The following is a 17,452-nucleotide window of genomic DNA, read 5'->3' as shown; positions in this document are numbered from 1 at the left end:
GGTTGCAGCAACGTTGCACGACGGACGATTCCGTCCGACTCCGTGCGGGCACTGCCCGACCGGACAGGCCCCCACCCGTTCGACCTGCCGGAATCCACCGCATCCCCTCGCCGCGGACGTCCCGACCGCCCTACCGTCAGCCCCCATGGAGACCACCGCGAGACCCGGGGCGACCCGAGAGATTTCCGCGATCCGGGGCGGACCGGGCCGACGCTTCGGGGCGTTCACCGTCGTGGCCGACGCCCATCGGGTACGGATCGGGCACGACCTCAGCCACGACGAGGTGAGCGAGGCGGTGATCCCGGCCATGTCCCGAGACCTGCTCGACACCGGGGTCCTCCACACCGTGGACGAGTTCCACCGGGCCGTGACCGCGCTCGTGACCTCCCGGGACGGGAGCTGGCAGGAGTGCTGGTCCGACTACTACCGGTCCTCGATCGCAGCACTGACAAACGGCCACTGCCCGTTCTCCCCGGTCCACGACCGGGCGGTGGCGGAGTTGGTCGGCGACTCGGCGCTGGAGATCGGGTGTTGCTTCGGGTTCCTGTCCCTGCGGCTCTCACGGGAGGGGGCCGGGACCATCGCGGCAGATCTGGACCCCACCGTCCTCAAGCTGCTCCGGACCTGCGCACCGGCCGGTGACACCCTGCCGACCCCCGTCTGTCTCGACGCGCGGACGACTCCCTTGGCGACGGACACCGCGGACACCGTCTACCTCGTCCACGTCCTCGAGCACCTCGACGAGGACGCCGGCTGGGACATGGTCCGCGAAGCCCTCCGTCTGGCGCGACGCCGTCTGGTGATCGCCGTCCCCTTCGAGGCGGTGGCGGTGGCACAGTACGGGCATGTCCGGACCTTCGACATCCCCACACTGACGAGCCTGGCCGCCCGGATCGCGACGGTCGGACACGGCCGGTCGGCCGGTACCCGGACGAGGGTCGACGAACACCACGGGGGATGGCTCGTGGTGGACACGTGAGTCCTCTCGCCACCCGCCCTACTCCAGCCCCGCTCGCCTCCCACCCCCGCCCGTCGCCGGTCAGAGCAACCCCTGCCGACTGGCCACGTACACCGCCTCGGCACGCCGGGAGACCTTGAGTTTGCGCAGGATGTTGCTGATGTGGAACTTGGCGGTGGTGGCCGAGATGAACAGGGCCTGACCGATCTCCTTGTTCGACATCCCCTCCGCCAGCAGCGTCAGAACCTCGATCTCCCGGGCCGACAGGGCCTCGGACGCCGAGCCCCCGCCCTTGAGAGCGTCGAGCACCATCGACGCGGTCCGGGTGTCGAAGGCGCTCTGCCCCGCCGACACCGACCGGACGGCGGTCACCAGCTCGGTGACATCCACGTTCTTGACCACGTACCCACGTGCTCCGGCCCGGACCGCACGCACGACTATCGCCTTGTCGAGGAAGGTGGTGAGCACCAGCGGGGCGACGTCGGGGAACAGGTCCCGGACCGCTGCACAGACCCGCAGTCCGTCGAGTTCGGAGCCGCTCCCTAGTTTGAGGTCGATCACCGCGACGTCCGGGCGGGTCGAGGTGATGACCTCCAGCGCCGAGTCCGCGGTCGACGCCTCCCCGACCACCTCGATATCGGGTTCCCGCTGCAGCATCAGCCGCAGCCCTTCTCGGAGGACCGCGTGATCGTCCACCAGGACGGTGCGGATCGTCGCCGGTGGGGTCATGGGGCCGGCCGCCGACGGGGTCATCGGACCGGCCGCCGGTCCGCACCGTCGACGCGGGGCGCCACCACCGTGATCGCCACCCCGCCCAGCTCGGACTCCGCGATGCTCATCACGCCCCCCACCAGTTCCGCCCTCTCCCTCATGTTGACCAGCCCGTGGCGCTCGTCGGGGGACCCGGTCCGGGCGGCTTCGAGCAGGTGGCGCAGGTCCTCCGGCCGGCCCTCGCCGTCGTCCTCCACGGTCAGACCCACGGCCTCGTCACTGAAGTCCACAGTCACCACCACTCCGTTCCCCCGCGAGTGTCTCGCGGCGTTCGCGAGCGCCTCACCGGCGATCCGGAGCAACTCGTGCTCGATCTCGTGGGTCGTGGGGAACTCGCTGCCGAGGAGCCTGACCTCGGTGGACATGCTCGACGGGACGTGGAGGCGGCAGAGATCCTCGATCAGCCGACTCAGGCTCCCGTCACCGTCGTCGATCGTGCGGAGGGCGTAGATCACGGACCGCAACTGTTCGACGGCCTGGTCGGTCAGATGCACCGCCTTCTCGAGCAGCGGCCGCTGCTGCTCGGCCCGTCCCACCGCGTCGAGGCCGAGTTGGAGATGCATCCCCGCGCCGAGGACGAGCTGGGACACGCTGTCGTGGAGTTCCCGGGCCATCCGCGACCGTTCCACGTCGAGGATCCGCTGGCGATGCGCGGCGTCGAGCTCCCGGTGGGCGATCTCGAGTTCGGAGTTCCGCCGGGACAGCTCCACCACGTGCCCCCGGGCCTCCTCGTACGCGTCCTCCGCCCGCGCGAGCAGCGTCTCCTTGTCCCGGAACAGGACGGAGTTGTGCAGGGCCACGGCCGCCTGCGCGGCGAGGATCCGCAGGACCACGGTGTCGATGTCATCGGCCGGTCTCCCGGGGTGGCGCCACGACGCCAGCCCGCCGATCACCCCGCCGTGCAGGATCAGCGGCACGGTCACCGCGTCGGGGCCGCCGGCCTCGGCCACCTCGGCGGAGCGGCCGCCCCGGAGCACCGCGAGCAGGACGTTGACCACACCCTTGGGCAGACCGTCCGGCACCGGCGCGAGATCCCGCCCCTCGAACGCCACGAAGCGCCCCTCGGGGTCCACGAGGACGTGCCGTGGTTCGACGGACGGGAGCTGACCGTCCCGGAGGGCCACCAGCGCCCACTGGGCGTCGAGCTGGTCGTACGCGACCCTGAGGACGGACAGCATCAACTCCTCGGGCCCCTCGGCGGTCCGCACCAGCGCCCCGGAGACGCGATCGAGTGCGTGCATGGACCGTCGCAGCCGCGATTCGGCCGCACGGTACTGGTCGAAGAAACTTCTCTTGACCGACCGCAGGCCGAGGAGTGAGTCCAGGTCCGTGGGCCCCTCGGTCATGACGCCTCCCGATAGAGCCGTTCGACGTCCTCGAGGGTGACGGGACGCGGATTCGTGGCCATGCAGAGATCGTCGAGCGCGTGCGCGGCCAACGTGGGGATGTCCTCGCCCCGGACTCCCAGGAGCGAGAGTCCCGACGGGATCCCGACCGACGCGGAGAGGTCCCGGAAGCGGTCCGCGACCCGGTCCGTCACCTGGCCGCCCCGGGAACCGACGGTGACGCCGGCCGCGCGCGCCAGGCCGGCCATGCGGTCCGGAGGCATCACCACCCCGTTGTGTCGGACGACATGGGACAGCAGGACCCCGTTGATCTGGCCGTGGGACGAGTCGTACCGCCCGCCCACCGGGTGGCTCATCGCGTGGACCGCCCCCAGCACGGCGTTGCTGAACGCCATCCCCGCCTCGAGCGACGCCAGCGCCATGTCCTCCAACTGCACGTGACTGAGCCTCTCGCCGGCCGCGAGCCTGTCGAGCGACCGCGCGCACAGCTCCACGGACCGCAGGGCGTGGGAGTCCGTCAGCGGGCCCGCCGCGCGCGAGAAGTACGCCTCCACCCCGTGCGAGAGCACGTCGATGGCCGTGGCCGCGCCCACCCCGGGCGGGACCGTCGCGTGCGTGGCCGGGTCGATGACCGTCACCTCCGGCACCAGGGAGCGGCTCACGATGGTCACCTTGGTGCGCCGGTCCGAGTCGTTGACCACGCAGAACTGTGAGACGTCGGCGCCGCTACCGGCGGTCGTCGGCACGGCCACCACCGGGGGCAGGGGCAGCCGCACCCTGTCGACTCCCTCGTACTCGAGGATGTGCCCGCCGTTGGAGACCACCAGGGCGATCCCTTTGGCCGCGTCGATCACGGAGCCGCCGCCCACCGCCACGATCACGTCGCAACCGAAAGCGTGATAGGCGTCCGCGCCGGCGAGGATCTGGGCAGCCCGCGGGTTGGGCTGCACGTCCGACCACACGACCGGGGTCGCACCCTGCGCGCGCAGCCCCTCGAGCACCGTCCCCGGCCACGGGGTGAGTTCGAGCCACGGATCGGTGACGACGAGGGGGCGACGTGCGCCCAGCCCCATCGCGGCGACGGCCGCCTCGGGCAGGGCTCCGAAGCCGAAGAGGATCTCCGGCGCGTGGAACTTCGCCACCCGGCCTTCCGACGACATGACCTCACGATAGGCCCGGGGCATCTCAGGCGAGAGAACTTCCCAGCAGACCTGCCCGTTGGGACAGTTCCGCCGGATCCCGGGCCGTCACCACGCCGTCCAGGTGTTGCACGTAGGCGCTCAGCCCGCAGGTGTGTCGATTCCAGTACCGGCGGGCCTCCGGCGTGATCCAGGCGACGCGGTGCGCCCTCCTGCTGATCCTCCCCATGAGGTCCGCCCGCGGATCGAGGCCGTTGCTGCGCCCGTCACCCACGATGAGGACCGAGGTGCGGGCGTCGATGAGACCGCCGTACCGATCGAGCAGCTGCTCGAACATCCGCCCGTAGTCGCTGCTGGCCTCGAGGTCGAGTCCCGGCGCTGCCAGGACAGTGGCCAGCGCGTCGTCACCCGAGGACGACAGGAGCAGGTCCGTCACGTCGACCGGCCGGTCGACGAAGGCCACGACCGAGCACCGGTTGACCTTGCGGTGCAGGCTCTGCGCCAGGCGCAGGACGAAACCGGTCACGGGACGGACCGAGAGCGACACGTCGACCAGGATCAGCAGCTTGAGCGGTCCCGGCACGCGGGTGCGGTTCATGAGCGTGAACGCCTCGCCGTCCGTCGCCCACGCCCGACCCAACGTGGAGCGAGAATCGAGCAGTCCGCGGGCGAACGGTCGCGATCGTCGGCGGGGGGCGCCACGGATGCGGCGCATCACCTCGTGGGACGCGCGTTCGAGGTCGGCGCTGTCGGTCACCTCCCGGCCACCCCGGACCTCGTCGTCGTCGACACGTCCGTCGGTGGCGTCCTCCGGGAGGCTCTTCAGGAACGCGAGCACCGCGTCGACGAACATCCCCGCCTGCTCGCCTCTCAGATCCCCGCCGTCGTCACCGTGCGCCGCATACACCTGACGGGCGTCGTAGCCGTCGAGGGTCCGCAGGACGTCGAGCGCGTCCGCCCATTCCAACGACTCCTCACCGGACACCGAGATCGCGGAGGACCCCATCTCGCCGACATGGTCCGATGACGCGCGGTCCACCTCGATCTCGTAGGTGACCGAGGACTGCCACCGCTCCGCCCCCTCCTGGACCGCGAACTCCTCCTCCCCGGTCGCGGTCGAGAAGTCTGAGTCGTCGTAGTGCATGTCCTCGTTCCGCCGGCTCGTCTCGTCTCCCTCGACCAGATCCCCGATCTCGGCCGGGTCCAGGTCCGACGGGGTGGAGGGCGAGGACTCGTCCGTGTCCAGCTCCAGTTCGTCGGGCAGTCCGCCCACCTGCGGGGCGCCGCCGTGGGCCCCTCCGGCGTCCTCGGTACGGGTGGTCAGCACGCCCAGGAAGAAGCGGTCGAACACCGCGTCGAATCCCCGGTTCTCCCGCTGGTACTTGACCGTCACCGCACGGAGCGCCGCCCGCAGGGCCTCGGGCCGGGACGTCCCGACCATCGCGAGGACTGTCCGCAGCTCCACCACCTCGGCCGGGGAGACCGCCACCTCGCGCTCCCTGAGGAGTCGGCCGAACGCCACGGAGGCGATGTCAAGGACATCCGAGGGCGAGAGGCGGGACGCCGTCCCGGTCGTCATCGCCGTCCGGTCCCGCGCCCGGCCCCGCTGCGGGCCCGACCGGCCCCGAACGCGGCGGAGGTCGACGCCCCGGTCGCATCGGCGGCCGCCCTCATGTCCCGCCCGTTCCCTGCCGGCTCCTCTCCGGGGGCGCCCCCACCGCCGAGCACGCCGCGGGCGACATCGTCGTCGGACCGGTACTTCAGAAGGGCGGCGGACAGGACCCAGCCGAGCTCCGGACCGTCTCCTCCCCACACCGACGCGGCGCGGGCCGCGTCCACCACCTCGGAGATCGACGGAGGCTTGCGCAGCGGCATCTCGCGCAGTCGCCGCGCCTTCTCCACCACATCGGCCGCCACGGTCTCCGGAACCTCCGGTGCGCGGGATCGGACGATCTCCGTCTCCCGTGCGGCGTCTGGGAAGTCCACGTGGAAGTGCAGGCACCGGCGCTTGAGGGCACTCGACAGCTCCCGGGTGTCGTTCGAGGTGAGGATCACCCAGGGGGTGGTGCGTGCGCGGTAGGTGCCGAGCTCCGGGATCGTCACCTGTTTCTCCGCGAGCACCTCGAGCAGCATCGCCTCGAGCGACTCCTCCGTCCGGTCGATCTCGTCGATGAGCAGGACCACCGGGTCCTCGGACATGATCGCCTCGAGCAGCGGCCGAGTGACCAAGAAGTCCTCACCGTGGATCCCCACCTCCATCTCCGCCAGCGCGGCAGAGGCGGCGGCGAGATCCTCGTGCACCTGCAGTTCCACCGTGATCCGATCCCGGAGCATCTGGACGTGGAGCAACTGCTTGGCGTAGTCCCACTCGTACAGTGCCCGGGCGTCGTCGAGTCCCTCGTAGCACTGCAGCCGGACTAGCCGCCGACCGAACGCGGAGGCGAGCGACTTGGCCAGCTCGGTCTTGCCCACACCGGCCGGCCCCTCCAGCAGCAGCGGCCTGTCGAGGACCGTCGCCAGGTGCACGACCGTCGCGAGTTCCCGGTCGATGATGTAGCCCGTCCCGCGGAGCGCCTCCTGCAGGACCTCCACGTCGATCACCGCGTCCGCGGGACCCACCTCGTCGGGGCGATCGTCGATGACGTCCATGGTCGGGCCCTTCCCGTGTTCTGGATGGTGGTGTCCCCCCGGGGGGCGCGCGGGACGGATCCGCTCGCCCGCCCCCGGGGAGGACCTGGTGGGGTTAGTGCGACCTGCCGGCGCGAGACGGTCAGTACGACCCGGTCATGGCGTGCTCGACCATCGGGATCAGCGACTCGACCGTGGACTCACGCGGGTTGCCCGGGGTGCACGCGTCCCCCATCATGTGCTCGGCGATCCGGCGGATGTTCTCCGCCGAGGTGTCGATCCTGTCGCCCTTGCCCTTGTACTTGCCCGTGTCCATCTGGTTCTTCTCGTACAGCCCGGGCGTGATCTGACTGAAGTTGTCGGGGATACCGACGTCCTTGGACAACCGGATGGCGGCCTCCACCGCGGCGTCGGCGGCCTGGACGGTCGTCATGTTGCGGGTGTCCACGCCCATCTGCGGCGCGAGTTCGGCGTAGCGCTGGTAGCGGGACGGCAGGTTGTACTCCCACACCCGGGGCAGGGCGATCGCGTTGTTCAGACCGTGGTGCGTGTCGTAGTAGGCGCTGATCGCGTGGGACATCGAGTGGATCATGCCCAGGCCGCCCGAGTTGAACGCCTGCGTCGCGATGTACTGCGCGTTCATCATCCCGGTCCGCGCCTCGAGGTTGCGGGGGTCGTACACGGCCGTCGTGAGGTTGTCCGCCACGAGTTTGGTCGCGTACAACGCATTGCCCAGCGACGGGGCGAAGTCGAGCCGCGAGACGTACGGCTCCGAACAGTGCGCGAGGACGTCGAAGCCGCAGTAGGCGGTGAAGTGCTGGGGGCAGGAGTAGTAGAGGAGCGGGTCGTCCATCGCCAGCGAGACCAGGCTGGCGTCGTCGAACGCGACCCACTTGTGCGGGTGGTCCATGTCCGAGGTGTCGGTGATCACGTAGGCCCACGAGGTCTCCGCACCGGTCCCCGCAGTGGTGGACACCGCGATGTGCGGCGGGTTCTCGAAGTTGGTGGACTTGGAGAAGCCCTGGAACTCGTTGATGTCGCGGCCGTCGTGGGCGATCACCACGCGCGCGCCCTTGGCGGCGTCGTGGCTGGAGCCACCGCCCACCGAGATGATGCCGTCGCACTTCTCCGAGTTGTAGAGGGCCGCGGCGTCCATGACGTTGTAGTCCTTCGGGTTGGACTCGACCTTGTCGAAGACCACGACGTCGAGCCCCTGATACTCGATCTTGCCCTTGAGCTCCTCGATGATCCCCGACCCGCGTAGTCCGGTGGTCATGATGAGAACCCGGGTCATCCCCAGCTTCTTGGCCTCCACGCCGAGGATGTCGTGTGCTCCGACACCCAGCAGAGCCTTGGGGAGAGGGTGGAACTCCTTGATCGGCATGTCCCAGATCTGATTCAGTTCGATCGCCATCGTGCGCCTCCTGCTCGAGCGACCCCCACCTTCGGCGGGGCGGTGAATGTGACACCGATCACTCTTGCCCGGCGGCCGCCCTGTCCGGAACAGCTACTGCGGTGTTCTGTCCACCCGGCACACACGGACAACCCGGATGGCACCGCCGCACCTACCCGAACGGACGGGCCCGGGCCGATTCGTCCCCGACATTCAGGCCACCGTCGCCGTCGCGATCCCCGCGCCCCTCACGCCCCGAAGCGCTGATCGAGGACGCGACACCGCGCCTCGGCCGCCGCGACGGTGGAGGCGTCCGCGTACCGGGACCGGGCCAGGCTCCGCCACGCGGCGAGGTCCTCCCGCCCGGCGCCGGCGACCCAGGCCCTGAGGACGGGGAGCCGATCAGCGGACAGGACCGCGGCCCGCACCATCGAGTGGAGCTCGAGCCGCAGGTCGGCCACCCCGGGAGCGTCCGAGGCCGGCAGGATAGGTCCCGGATAGGAGGCCACCGCCTTCATCACGTCCCCGGAATCGAGTGCGTCCGTGACCTCTCGGACGTCGGTGACCAGAGCGCCCGGGGCCAGGCGGTAGGGCCTCGAGGCCACCACATCCGGCCCGAACACCCGCCGGAGGCGGGAGACCTCGGCGCGGACGCTGACCTCGTCGAGCCTGTCGTCGGCGAGCAGTTCCGCGAGCGCCCCTCCCGTCAACCCCTCCGGATTCGCGTCGAGCAGGACACAGATCTCGGCATGCCTGCCGGTCAGGGCACGCCCCGCGCCTCCCGGGCCGTCCCCGTCGAGGACGCCGGCCCCCGCACCGAGCACCCGCAGCCTCACACGCCCTCCGAGGGGGTGGTCGACCCCGCCTCGCCGGGGGACGACGAGGCCGGCGGCCGTGCGCAGCTCGCCCTCGGCGAGCATCACCGTCGCCCGTATCAGCGCGAGCATCTGGTCCGAGGTGGCGCTGCTCGGGCCGGTGACGTCGATGAGCCCGATCAGTTCACCCGTGGCGGGGTCGTGGACCGGTGCCGCCGCACAACTCCATTCGTGGGCCATCTCAAGATAGTGCTCGGATCCGCGGACCCGCACCTCGGTGTCGTGCCTCAGCGCGAGCCCCGGCGCGTTGGCCCCGACCGCCTCGTCCGTCCAGACCGCGCCGGGGATGAACGCCATGGACTCCGCGCGGGACCTGACCCCGCGGTCACCGATCACCCGCAGCAGTCGTCCCCGCTCGTCCGCGACAGCGACGATGTGCCCGCTGGAGACCACCCCCGGGACGAGGACGGACTCGACCACCGGGAGGACCGACGCCATCCGGTGCTGCGCCACGTGGCGGGAGAGGTCCGGACCCTCCAGTTCGACCGACGGCGCGACCACCGTGGGGTCGATCCCCCGGTGCCTGCTGCGCTCCCACGACTCGGCCACCAGCAGGCTCGCCGCGGGTCCCGTACCCCCGAACATGACGCTAGTGTAACCCATATCACAGTAACGAGGATCACGAACCTGACGCGCCCCTCATAAACGGATCTAAATAGACCGTGCTGAACACGGATGGCGAGCAACCCTCTACACTTGACAGTGGTACAGGCCACACATGACCTAAGGATCGCGATGACGACCGAGTTCGCCACCCCTCCCGCCTCGAAGCCCTTCCCCGTTCCGAACCTGGCCAGACTGGTGTTCAAGAACGCGGAGGAGGCCCCGAACGACGTCGCAGTGCTGCGCCGCGTCGGTAGCGACTGGAAAGAGGTCACCTGCGCCCAGTACCTGGAGGAGGTCAAGGGCGTGGCCAAGGGCCTCATCGCCCGCGGCGTCAAGCCGGGGGACCGCCTCGCGATCATGAGCCACACCCGCTACGAGTGGTCGCTGATCGCCTGGGCGGCCTGGTCCGTCGGCGCGGTGACGGTGCCGATCTACGAGACCTCGTCGTCGGCCCAGTGCAACTGGATCCTCACGGACTCCGGGGCGACCGTCGCGGTGGTCGAGGACCTCGACCTGCGTGGGGTGCTCGCCGCGGAGACCGAGTGGCAGGGCGACATCCTCGTCATCGAGAACGATCTCGTCGCCCAGCTCACCGAGGCCGGCGCGGCCGTCTCCGACGAGGAGCTCGAGCAGGCCTCGCTGGCGATGGGCCACGAGGACCCCTGCGCGATCGTCTACACCTCCGGCACGACCGGCAAACCCAAGGGCTGCGAAATCCTGCACGGCGGGTTCGGCGGCGTCGTGGTGGCCGTGGAGGAGCAGCTCCAGGACGCGTTCGTACCCAACAGCCGCACCCTGATCTTCCTGCCGCTGGCCCACGTCCTCGCCCGCATCCTGGAGGTGGCCTGCTTCTACAAGCGCGTGGCCGTGGCGCACGAGCCGGACACCACCAAGGTCATCGAGCGCCTCGGCGAGATCCACCCCACCTTCCTGGTGTCGGTGCCGCGCGTGCTGGAGAAGGTCTACAACTCCGCCGCGGCAAAGGCAGAGAACGCCGGTGGCGCGAAGGCCAAGATCTTCAAGGCCGCCGTCCAGACGGCCATCGACTACTCCAAGGCCCTCGAGAACGGCGGCCGGCCGTCGGCCGCGCTGAAGGTCAAGCAGAAGCTCTACTCGAAGCTCGTCTACTCGAAGCTGCACGACGCACTGGGCGGCGAATGCGACCGCATCATCTCGGGCGGTGGGCCGCTGGGCGCCCGCCTGGGCCATTTCTTCCGCGGCGCCGGGTTCGACCTGCTCGAGGGCTACGGCCTGACCGAGTCCTCGGGCGTCCTCACCGTCAACCCGACCAACCGGGCCAAGATCGGCACCGTCGGCACGCCGATCCCGGGCGTCACAATCCGCATCGCCGAGGACGGCGAGGTCCTGGCCAAGGCCAAGACACTGTTCAAGGGCTACTGGCGAAACCCGGAGGCGAGCGAGGCCGCGTGGACCGGCGAGTGGTACCACACCGGTGACATCGGCGAGCTCGACTCCGACGGCTACCTGTCCATCACGGGTCGCAAGAAGGACCTCATCGTCACCGCCGGCGGGAAGAACGTCTCGCCGTCACAGCTCGAGGACCTGCTCACCTCCGACCCGCTGATCAGCCAGGCCGTCGTGGTGGGCGACAACCGCAGCTACATCGCGGCGCTCGTCACGATCGACCCGGAGACGTTCCCGGCGTGGCGGGACAGACACGGCAAGACCGGCGAGGTCTCGGACCTGCTGCAGGACGGCGACCTGGTCGGCGCGGTCCAGGACGCGGTGGACCGGGCCAACAAGTCGGTCTCCCGCGCGGAATCCATCCGCAAGTTCAAGATCCTCGCGGCCGAGTTCTCCGTCGAGTCCGGCGAACTCACTCCCACCCTCAAGCTCAAGCGCAAGGTCGTGCACGACCGGTTCGACAGCGAGATCGAGTCGCTGTACACCGGCGCCTAATCCGCCGATCGTGGGAGCGCCCGGGCCCGGACGGGTTCCGGGCGCTCCCACATCCGCCCGATCAGACGTACATGCCCTCGATCTGCTCGGCGTAGTGCTGCTCGACCACGTGCCGCTTGACCTTGAGGGTCGCCGTCAACTCGCCCGAGTCCTCAGTGAAGTCGCGGGGCAGTACGACGAACTTCTTGACGCCCTCGGCGTGTGAGACCTGCCGATTGGCATCGTCCACGGCGGCCTGGATCTCGGCGCGCAGCGCGGGGTCGGTGACCAGGTCCTCGACCGGCCGGCCGCTGCGATCGTTCTCCGCCGCCCAGTTCTCGAGCTCGACCTCATCCACCGTGATCAGCGCGGAGACGAACTTACGGGCCTCACCGATGAGGACCGCGTGGCCGACGAGTCGATGCGCCCGGATCGCGTCCTCGATCTGCCCCGGCGAGACGTTCTTGCCGCCGGCGGTGACGATGATCTCCTTGGCGCGACCGGTGATCGTCAGGTATCCGTCCGCGTCGAGCGAACCGAGGTCACCGGTGGCGAACCAGCCGTCGCGGACGGCCTCGGCGGTGGCCTCCTCGTTGTTCCAGTAGCGGTCGAAGATCAGCTCGCCGGCCAGTTCCACCTCACCGCTGTCGGCGATCCGGACGCTCGTCCCGGCCACGGGTCGCCCGACGGTGCCGATGCGCTGGCAGCCGGGACCGTTCACGGTGGCGGCGGCGGTGCTCTCGGTGAGCCCGTAGCCCTCGTAGACGGGCACGCCGACTCCGCGGAAGAAGTGCGAGATGCGGTCGGGCAGGGCGCCGCCGCCGGAGATGGCGTACTCGCACCGGCCGCCGAGCGCCTCGCGGATGGCCTTGTAGACGAGCAGGTCGAGCGCCTTGTACCGGGCGGCGTGCAGGAGCGAGGGCCGGCGCGCGTCGTCCAGTCCGTCGTTGCCGCGCAGACGGCTGTCCTCGATGGCGACCGCTTCGGCGCGCTCGAAGATCCCCCTCTGCACCGCGCCCTTGGCGGCGGCCTTCGTGGCGATCCCGTCGCGCACCTTCTCGAAGACGCGGGGGACCCCGAGAATCATGTGCGGCCGGAAATCGGCGAAGCGCGGGAGGATGGTGGAGGTGTCGTCCCAGAAGCCGACGGTCGCGTCACCGAGGTAGACCGTGTAGGTCACGGCGCGGGCGAGCACGTGGGCCAGTGGCAGGAACATCAGGACCTTCTTGCCCTGCTGCGCCATCGACCCGATGGGGTGGTCGAGCAGCGCGTGACACTCCGACAGGAGGTTGCGGTGGGTGATCACGCAACCTTTGGGCCGTCCGGTGGTGCCGGAGGTGTAGATGATCGAGGCGGGGGTGTCGAGCTCGAGAGTGGCCACCGCGGCGTCCAGGGTCTCGGCCTCGACGGACTCGCCGTCGGCCTCGAGGGCCTCGAGCCCGCCGTCGTCGAGGTAGAGGATCCGGGTGCAGGTGTCGGGGACGGTCGTGTCTCCGACGACGACGACGTGTTCATCGTTCTCGGCCACGAGAACCTTCGCCGCGGAGTCGGCGAGAATCCATTCGAGTTGCCCCGCCGAGGATGACGGGTAGATCGGCACGGTGATGGCTCCGGCGGTCCAGACGGCGAGATCGACCAGCACCCATTCGAGGCGGGTTCCGGCCATGAGCGCCACCCTGTCCCCGGGCTCGACGCCGGCCGCGATGAGTCCGGCCGCGATCCTGTCCACGCGCTCGACGAGTTCGGCGTTGGAGACGGATCGCCACCGGCCGTCGACGTGATGGTCGAACGGGACCGCCCGCGGCGCCGTGGCGGCGCGCCCTCGCGCCACCACCGGGATCAGGTCGGAACGTATGAAGTTTCGCTGGGCGGGGACGGTGATCTCGCGCATGCCGGAGGCGGCCTTTCGGGCGACGATGAAAATGGAGCGCAGTCGATTATCGGCCCGCCGGGCGCTCGTGGCAATCAGGGGACCATTCCCTGGCCACACCCTCGTGCCCTGTCGTCCCATCACGTACACTCACGGATAGACAGACCTGTTCATTCTTCAGAACGGAACCCCCACATGGCGCAGATCTACTCCGACATCAGCGAGACCATCGGCAAGACCCCGCTGGTCCGCCTCAACTCCCTGACCGAGGGACTGCAGGCCACCGTCCTGGCCAAGCTCGAGTCCGCGAACCCGGCCGCCAGCGTCAAGGACCGCATCGGCGCCGCCATCATCGACGACGCGGTGGCGTCGGGCGGCCTCAAGCCGGGTGGCACCATCGTCGAGGGCACCTCGGGCAACACCGGTATCGCGCTGTCCATGGTCGCCGCGGCCCGTGGATTCAAGGCCGTGATCGTCATGCCCGACACCATGTCGGTCGAGCGCCGTGCCGTCATGCGCGCCTACGGCGCCGAGCTCATCCTCACCCCCGGCTCCGAGGGGATGAAGGGCGCGGTCGCCAAGGCCGAGGAGGTCGCGGCGACCCGCGAGAACGCGGTCCTGGCCCGGCAGTTCGCCAACCCCGCGAACCCGGACGTCCATCGCCGCACCACCGGCCCGGAGGTCTGGGAGGACACGGCCGGGGAGGTCGACGTCTTCGTGGCCGGCATCGGCACCGGTGGCACCATCTCCGGCGCCGGCGGCTACCTGCGCGAGCAGAAGTCCGACATCCAGATCGTGGCCGTGGAGCCCAAGGACTCCCCGCTGCTGACCGAGGGCAAGGCCGGTCCGCACAAGATCCAGGGCCTGGGCGCCAACTTCGTGCCCGAGATCCTGAACCGTGAGATCTACGACGAGGTCGTCGATGTAACCCTCGAGGATTCGCTGGAGATCGCCAAGCGTCTCGGCAAGGAGGAGGGCATCCTCGCCGGTATCTCGTCCGGTGCCAACGTGTGGGCCGCGCTCGAGCTCGCGAAGCGTCCCGAGAACGCGGGCAAGACCATCGTCGTCATCGTGTGCGACTACGGCGAGCGCTACGTCTCCACGATGCTGTTCGAGGACTACCGCGACTGATGTCGGGAATCTCCGACCGCCCGGTGGGGTTCTGGCGCACCCTGCGCGAGGACCTCGCCGCGGCGCGCGCCCACGACCCGGCCGCCCGCGGTGACGTCGAGAACGCCGTCGTCTACTCCGGCCTGCATGCGATCTGGATCCACCGCCTGTCCCACCGACTCTGGAACGCGGGGGGGTTCGGTCGGACCGCCGGGCGCGTCCTGTCCCAGTTCTCACGGTTCCTCACGGGGATCGAGATCCATCCCGGCGCCACCATCGGCCGACGGTTCTTCATCGACCACGGGATGGGCGTCGTCATCGGTGAGACAGCGGAGATCGGCGACGACTGCATGCTCTACCACAGCGTCACCCTGGGCGGGGTCTCGCTTAAGCAGACCAAGCGTCATCCCACGCTCGGCGACCGTGTGACCGTGGGCGCCGGCGCGAAGATCCTGGGTCCCGTCGAGATCGGCGACGACTCCTCGGTCGGCGCCAACGCCGTCGTCGTCAAGAGCGCCCCCGCCGACTCGATCGTCGTGGGCATCCCGGGCGAGGCACGGCCTGCCAGGTCCACCAAGGAGGAACTGCGCGACGCGCAGTTCTACATCGATCCGGCCATCTACATCTGAGGCGGATCCCATCGAGAAGACCGTTCCGCACGCATCGCCCGAGTGACGGCGTGCGGAACGGTCTTCTCGTTGACGGACTAGGCTCTCCGGCTGTGCGGACGCTTCCCACCACCTACTGGCTGCGCGCCCCGCTGGCGCTGCTGGCCCTCGCCTCGGTCGTCATGGTCCTGCGGGCGCCCGACGAGCGGACCCCGTGGTGGGGCATCACCGGGAACTTCCTCGACGTCAACGTCTACCGCTGGGGCGGCAGCGCCGTCCTGAACTCGATCCCGTTGTACGACGGACTGCTGACGGGTGACGACTCCGGGCGCTTCTACCCGGAGATGCCGTTCACCTACCCGCCGTTCTCCGCACTGCTGTTCACCCCTCTGGACCTGGTGACCCCGCGGCTCATGGAGGCGGCGTGGCTCGCGCTGACCCTCGCTCTGCTCTACCTCGCGGTCCGGATGTGCCTGCGCGCACTGGACTACCGCCCGGACCGGGTCACCGCCCAGGTCTCGCTGAGTCTCGCGCTGATCGCCCTGTCCACCGAGCCGGTGCGGACCACCGCGTGGTTGGGCCAGATCAACATCGTGCTGCTGGTGGCGGTGCTGGCCGATCACCTCGCCTGGAGGTCGGGCCGCCGGTGGGCGGGGATCGGTTCGGGTCTGGCCGCGGGCATCAAACTCACCCCGGCGTTCTTCTGGGCGCACTGGGTCCTCACCGGACGCTGGCGCATGGCGGTCGTCTCCGGGGCGGCGTTCGCAGGCACCGTCGCCCTCGGCTTCGTGCTGATCCCCCGCGACGCCGCGGACTACTGGTCGGGGACCCTGTTCGAATCCCAGCGGATCGGGCACGACGCCATGTTGGCCAACCAGTCCCTGCGGGGTGCCATGGCCCGTCTCGCCGGCACGGAGATGGCGCCCACCTGGGCGTGGCTGCTCGGGGCCGCGGTGGTGGCGGCCGTCGGCCTGGGCGTCGCCGCGCTGGCCCATCGCGCCGGGCACCAGCTCCTCGCCCTGACGTTGGCCGGACTGACGATGACCATGGTCTCGCCGTTCTCCTGGGGCCACCACTGGGTGTGGTTTGTCCCGCTACTCGTGCTGACCGTGCACTACGCGATCGCCGCCCGGCGCTGGTATCTCTGGCTGCTGCCGGCGCTGCTCTGGGCGGCCACCGCGAACTGGGTGCAGAGCTTCCCCGACCCGAACTTCCCGGACGACCGCTGGGTGGCGATGGGCCTGTTCATGCTCGGCGGCGACATCCCGCCGGTCATCTACACCGTGATCACCAACGCCTACCCGCTGACCTGGTTGGCCGCGGTGGGGCTCGCCGCCCTCCTGCTCCTACGCGCCGGCCCGGACGGCGCTAGGCTGCGCGACTATGGGACGGCGGACGACTCGTCACCCGGCGCGCAGGATTCTCGCCGCGGGTGACGTCAGGCGAGAGGTGGCGACGCTCGCCGTCGAGGAACCACTCGAGATCAGGGTCGGCGGCCAGCCGTTCGTCGTGACCATGCGGACGCCGGGCGACGACATGGACCTGGCGGCGGGCCACCTGGTCTCCGAGGGCGCCGTCTGGAACCGCGAGCACCTGCCCGAGATCTGCTACTGCACCACCGTCAGTGGCCGGACGGAACAGGACTACAACACCCTCACCGTGACCCTGTCACCGGACATCCCGGAGCCCCGCTCCGCGCGGGCGTCCACCATGAGCAGCGCCTGCGGCGTGTGCGGCGTTGACTCGATCGACGAGGTCCGGCGCTCGACCCACTTCCCGGCCGAGCCGGCGGAGCCGCTCATCGATCCCGCGGTCCTGCTGTCCCTGCCCGACCGGCTCCGCGAGCACCAGCGGGTCTTCGACAAGACGGGGGGCGTCCACGCGGCGGGGCTGTTCTCCCCCACCGGCGAACTGCTGTGCCTGCGTGAGGACGTGGGGCGACACAACGCGGTGGACAAGGTGGTCGGCTGGGCGTTGCGCGAGGGGCGATTGCCGCTGCGCGGGGCCATCCTGCAGGTCTCCGGCCGGGCCTCGTTCGAGCTCGTGCAGAAGGCGTCGATGGCGGGGATCTCGCTCCTGTCCGCGGTGAGCGCGCCGTCATCGCTGGCGGTGGACCTCGCCGCGGGAACCGGCGTGACCCTGGCCGCCTTCAGCCGGGTCGACCGCGCCACCATCTACACCCACCCCGAACGCATCCGCGATTGACTCACCCCAACCCTGGCGAACTAGATACCCCCCAGCGTATCTTT

Annotated in this window: 14 protein-coding genes; 6 read left to right on the top strand and 8 right to left on the bottom strand. The window is 70.0% G+C overall.

Features of this window, described 5'->3' with window-relative positions:
* The first annotated feature begins 145 nt into the window (after positions 1 to 145).
* Positions 146 to 979 carry a mycofactocin oligosaccharide methyltransferase MftM gene (gene mftM, locus OVA21_RS17815; protein WP_268092985.1) on the top strand — a complete coding sequence of 278 codons (834 nt, stop codon included), beginning with the start codon at positions 146 to 148 and terminating at the stop codon, positions 977 to 979.
* A gap of 60 nt (positions 980 to 1,039) precedes the next feature.
* On the opposite strand, the gene OVA21_RS17810 is transcribed toward mftM, so the two are convergent.
* From OVA21_RS17810 to OVA21_RS17780, 7 genes are all read right to left on the bottom strand, one after another.
* On the bottom strand, positions 1,040 to 1,711 hold the full coding sequence (locus OVA21_RS17810) for a MadR family response regulator transcription factor (protein ID WP_269502984.1): 672 nt from the start codon (positions 1,709 to 1,711) through the stop codon (positions 1,040 to 1,042).
* Positions 1,708 to 3,075 (bottom strand): sensor histidine kinase, encoded by a 1,368-nt coding sequence (locus OVA21_RS17805; RefSeq protein ID WP_268092984.1) that lies wholly within the window; start codon positions 3,073 to 3,075, stop codon positions 1,708 to 1,710. Before OVA21_RS17805 ends, OVA21_RS17810 begins: the two co-directional genes overlap by 4 nt.
* Positions 3,072 to 4,235 (bottom strand): iron-containing alcohol dehydrogenase, encoded by a 1,164-nt coding sequence (locus tag OVA21_RS17800; protein WP_268092982.1) that lies wholly within the window; start codon positions 4,233 to 4,235, stop codon positions 3,072 to 3,074. The genes OVA21_RS17805 and OVA21_RS17800 overlap by 4 nt, the downstream gene beginning before the upstream one ends.
* 25 nt (positions 4,236 to 4,260) lie before the next feature.
* A complete protein-coding gene (locus tag OVA21_RS17795; protein ID WP_268092981.1) occupies positions 4,261 to 5,793 on the bottom strand; it encodes a VWA domain-containing protein in 1,533 nt (510 codons plus the stop codon).
* Positions 5,790 to 6,863, bottom strand: coding sequence for a MadB family AAA-type ATPase (locus OVA21_RS17790; protein ID WP_067714965.1), 1,074 nt, complete (start codon positions 6,861 to 6,863; stop codon positions 5,790 to 5,792). Before OVA21_RS17790 ends, OVA21_RS17795 begins: the two co-directional genes overlap by 4 nt.
* A gap of 121 nt (positions 6,864 to 6,984) precedes the next feature.
* On the bottom strand, positions 6,985 to 8,256 hold the full coding sequence (gene mdo, locus OVA21_RS17785; protein WP_067714967.1) for an NDMA-dependent methanol dehydrogenase: 1,272 nt from the start codon (positions 8,254 to 8,256) through the stop codon (positions 6,985 to 6,987).
* A 227-nt stretch (positions 8,257 to 8,483) separates the two neighbouring features.
* Complete coding sequence (locus OVA21_RS17780; protein WP_082923828.1) at positions 8,484 to 9,695, bottom strand: GAF domain-containing protein; 1,212 nt, start codon at positions 9,693 to 9,695, stop codon at positions 8,484 to 8,486.
* A gap of 150 nt (positions 9,696 to 9,845) precedes the next feature.
* On the opposite strand from OVA21_RS17780, the gene OVA21_RS17775 reads away from it, so the two are divergent.
* The gene (locus OVA21_RS17775) at positions 9,846 to 11,636 is read left to right on the top strand and encodes an AMP-dependent synthetase/ligase (RefSeq protein ID WP_067714973.1); all 1,791 of its coding nucleotides are present in this window, start codon (positions 9,846 to 9,848) and stop codon (positions 11,634 to 11,636) included.
* 61 nt (positions 11,637 to 11,697) lie between these two features.
* On the opposite strand, the gene OVA21_RS17770 is transcribed toward OVA21_RS17775, so the two are convergent.
* Positions 11,698 to 13,506, bottom strand: a complete 1,809-nt coding sequence (locus OVA21_RS17770) for an AMP-dependent synthetase/ligase (RefSeq protein WP_069390383.1) — start codon at positions 13,504 to 13,506, stop codon at positions 11,698 to 11,700.
* Positions 13,507 to 13,680: 174 nt separating this feature from the next.
* Here OVA21_RS17770 and cysK point away from each other — a divergent pair, with 174 nt between their 5' ends.
* From cysK to fdhD, 4 genes are all read left to right on the top strand, one after another.
* Positions 13,681 to 14,616: a cysteine synthase A gene (gene cysK / locus OVA21_RS17765; RefSeq protein ID WP_163375280.1), complete on the top strand. Its 936-nt coding sequence runs from the start codon at positions 13,681 to 13,683 to the stop codon at positions 14,614 to 14,616.
* A complete protein-coding gene (epsC, locus tag OVA21_RS17760; RefSeq protein WP_205475691.1) occupies positions 14,616 to 15,224 on the top strand; it encodes a serine O-acetyltransferase EpsC in 609 nt (202 codons plus the stop codon). Before cysK ends, epsC begins: the two co-directional genes overlap by 1 nt.
* Before the next feature lie 92 nt (positions 15,225 to 15,316).
* Entirely contained in the window at positions 15,317 to 16,639 is a 1,323-nt protein-coding gene (locus OVA21_RS17755) for a glycosyltransferase 87 family protein (RefSeq protein ID WP_163375278.1), read from the top strand.
* The gene (gene fdhD, locus OVA21_RS17750) at positions 16,587 to 17,408 is read left to right on the top strand and encodes a formate dehydrogenase accessory sulfurtransferase FdhD (protein WP_083249846.1); all 822 of its coding nucleotides are present in this window, start codon (positions 16,587 to 16,589) and stop codon (positions 17,406 to 17,408) included. The genes OVA21_RS17755 and fdhD overlap by 53 nt, the downstream gene beginning before the upstream one ends.
* Positions 17,409 to 17,452 lie beyond the last annotated feature (44 nt).

It is taken from the genome of Dietzia sp. SL131 (genome assembly GCF_026672565.1).
GTDB classification, from domain to species: Bacteria; Actinomycetota; Actinomycetes; order Mycobacteriales; family Mycobacteriaceae; genus Dietzia; species Dietzia kunjamensis.
This window is presented reverse-complemented; position numbering and strand designations above follow the sequence as displayed.

Excerpts from the sequence above, each read along its gene's own strand:
- mftM (WP_268092985.1), top strand. The coding sequence starts at position 146 with ATGGAGACCACCGCGAGACCCGGGGCGACCCGAGAGATTTCCGCGATC.
- OVA21_RS17810 (WP_269502984.1), bottom strand. The coding sequence starts at position 1,711 with ATGACCCCGTCGGCGGCCGGCCCCATGACCCCACCGGCGACGATCCGC.
- OVA21_RS17805 (WP_268092984.1), bottom strand. The coding sequence starts at position 3,075 with ATGACCGAGGGGCCCACGGACCTGGACTCACTCCTCGGCCTGCGGTCG.
- OVA21_RS17800 (WP_268092982.1), bottom strand. The coding sequence starts at position 4,235 with ATGTCGTCGGAAGGCCGGGTGGCGAAGTTCCACGCGCCGGAGATCCTC.
- OVA21_RS17795 (WP_268092981.1), bottom strand. The coding sequence starts at position 5,793 with ATGACGACCGGGACGGCGTCCCGCCTCTCGCCCTCGGATGTCCTTGAC.
- OVA21_RS17790 (WP_067714965.1), bottom strand. The coding sequence starts at position 6,863 with ATGGACGTCATCGACGATCGCCCCGACGAGGTGGGTCCCGCGGACGCG.
- mdo (WP_067714967.1), bottom strand. The coding sequence starts at position 8,256 with ATGGCGATCGAACTGAATCAGATCTGGGACATGCCGATCAAGGAGTTC.
- OVA21_RS17780 (WP_082923828.1), bottom strand. The coding sequence starts at position 9,695 with ATGTTCGGGGGTACGGGACCCGCGGCGAGCCTGCTGGTGGCCGAGTCG.
- OVA21_RS17775 (WP_067714973.1), top strand. The coding sequence starts at position 9,846 with ATGACGACCGAGTTCGCCACCCCTCCCGCCTCGAAGCCCTTCCCCGTT.
- OVA21_RS17770 (WP_069390383.1), bottom strand. The coding sequence starts at position 13,506 with ATGCGCGAGATCACCGTCCCCGCCCAGCGAAACTTCATACGTTCCGAC.
- cysK (WP_163375280.1), top strand. The coding sequence starts at position 13,681 with ATGGCGCAGATCTACTCCGACATCAGCGAGACCATCGGCAAGACCCCG.
- epsC (WP_205475691.1), top strand. The coding sequence starts at position 14,616 with ATGTCGGGAATCTCCGACCGCCCGGTGGGGTTCTGGCGCACCCTGCGC.
- fdhD (WP_083249846.1), top strand. The coding sequence starts at position 16,587 with ATGGGACGGCGGACGACTCGTCACCCGGCGCGCAGGATTCTCGCCGCG.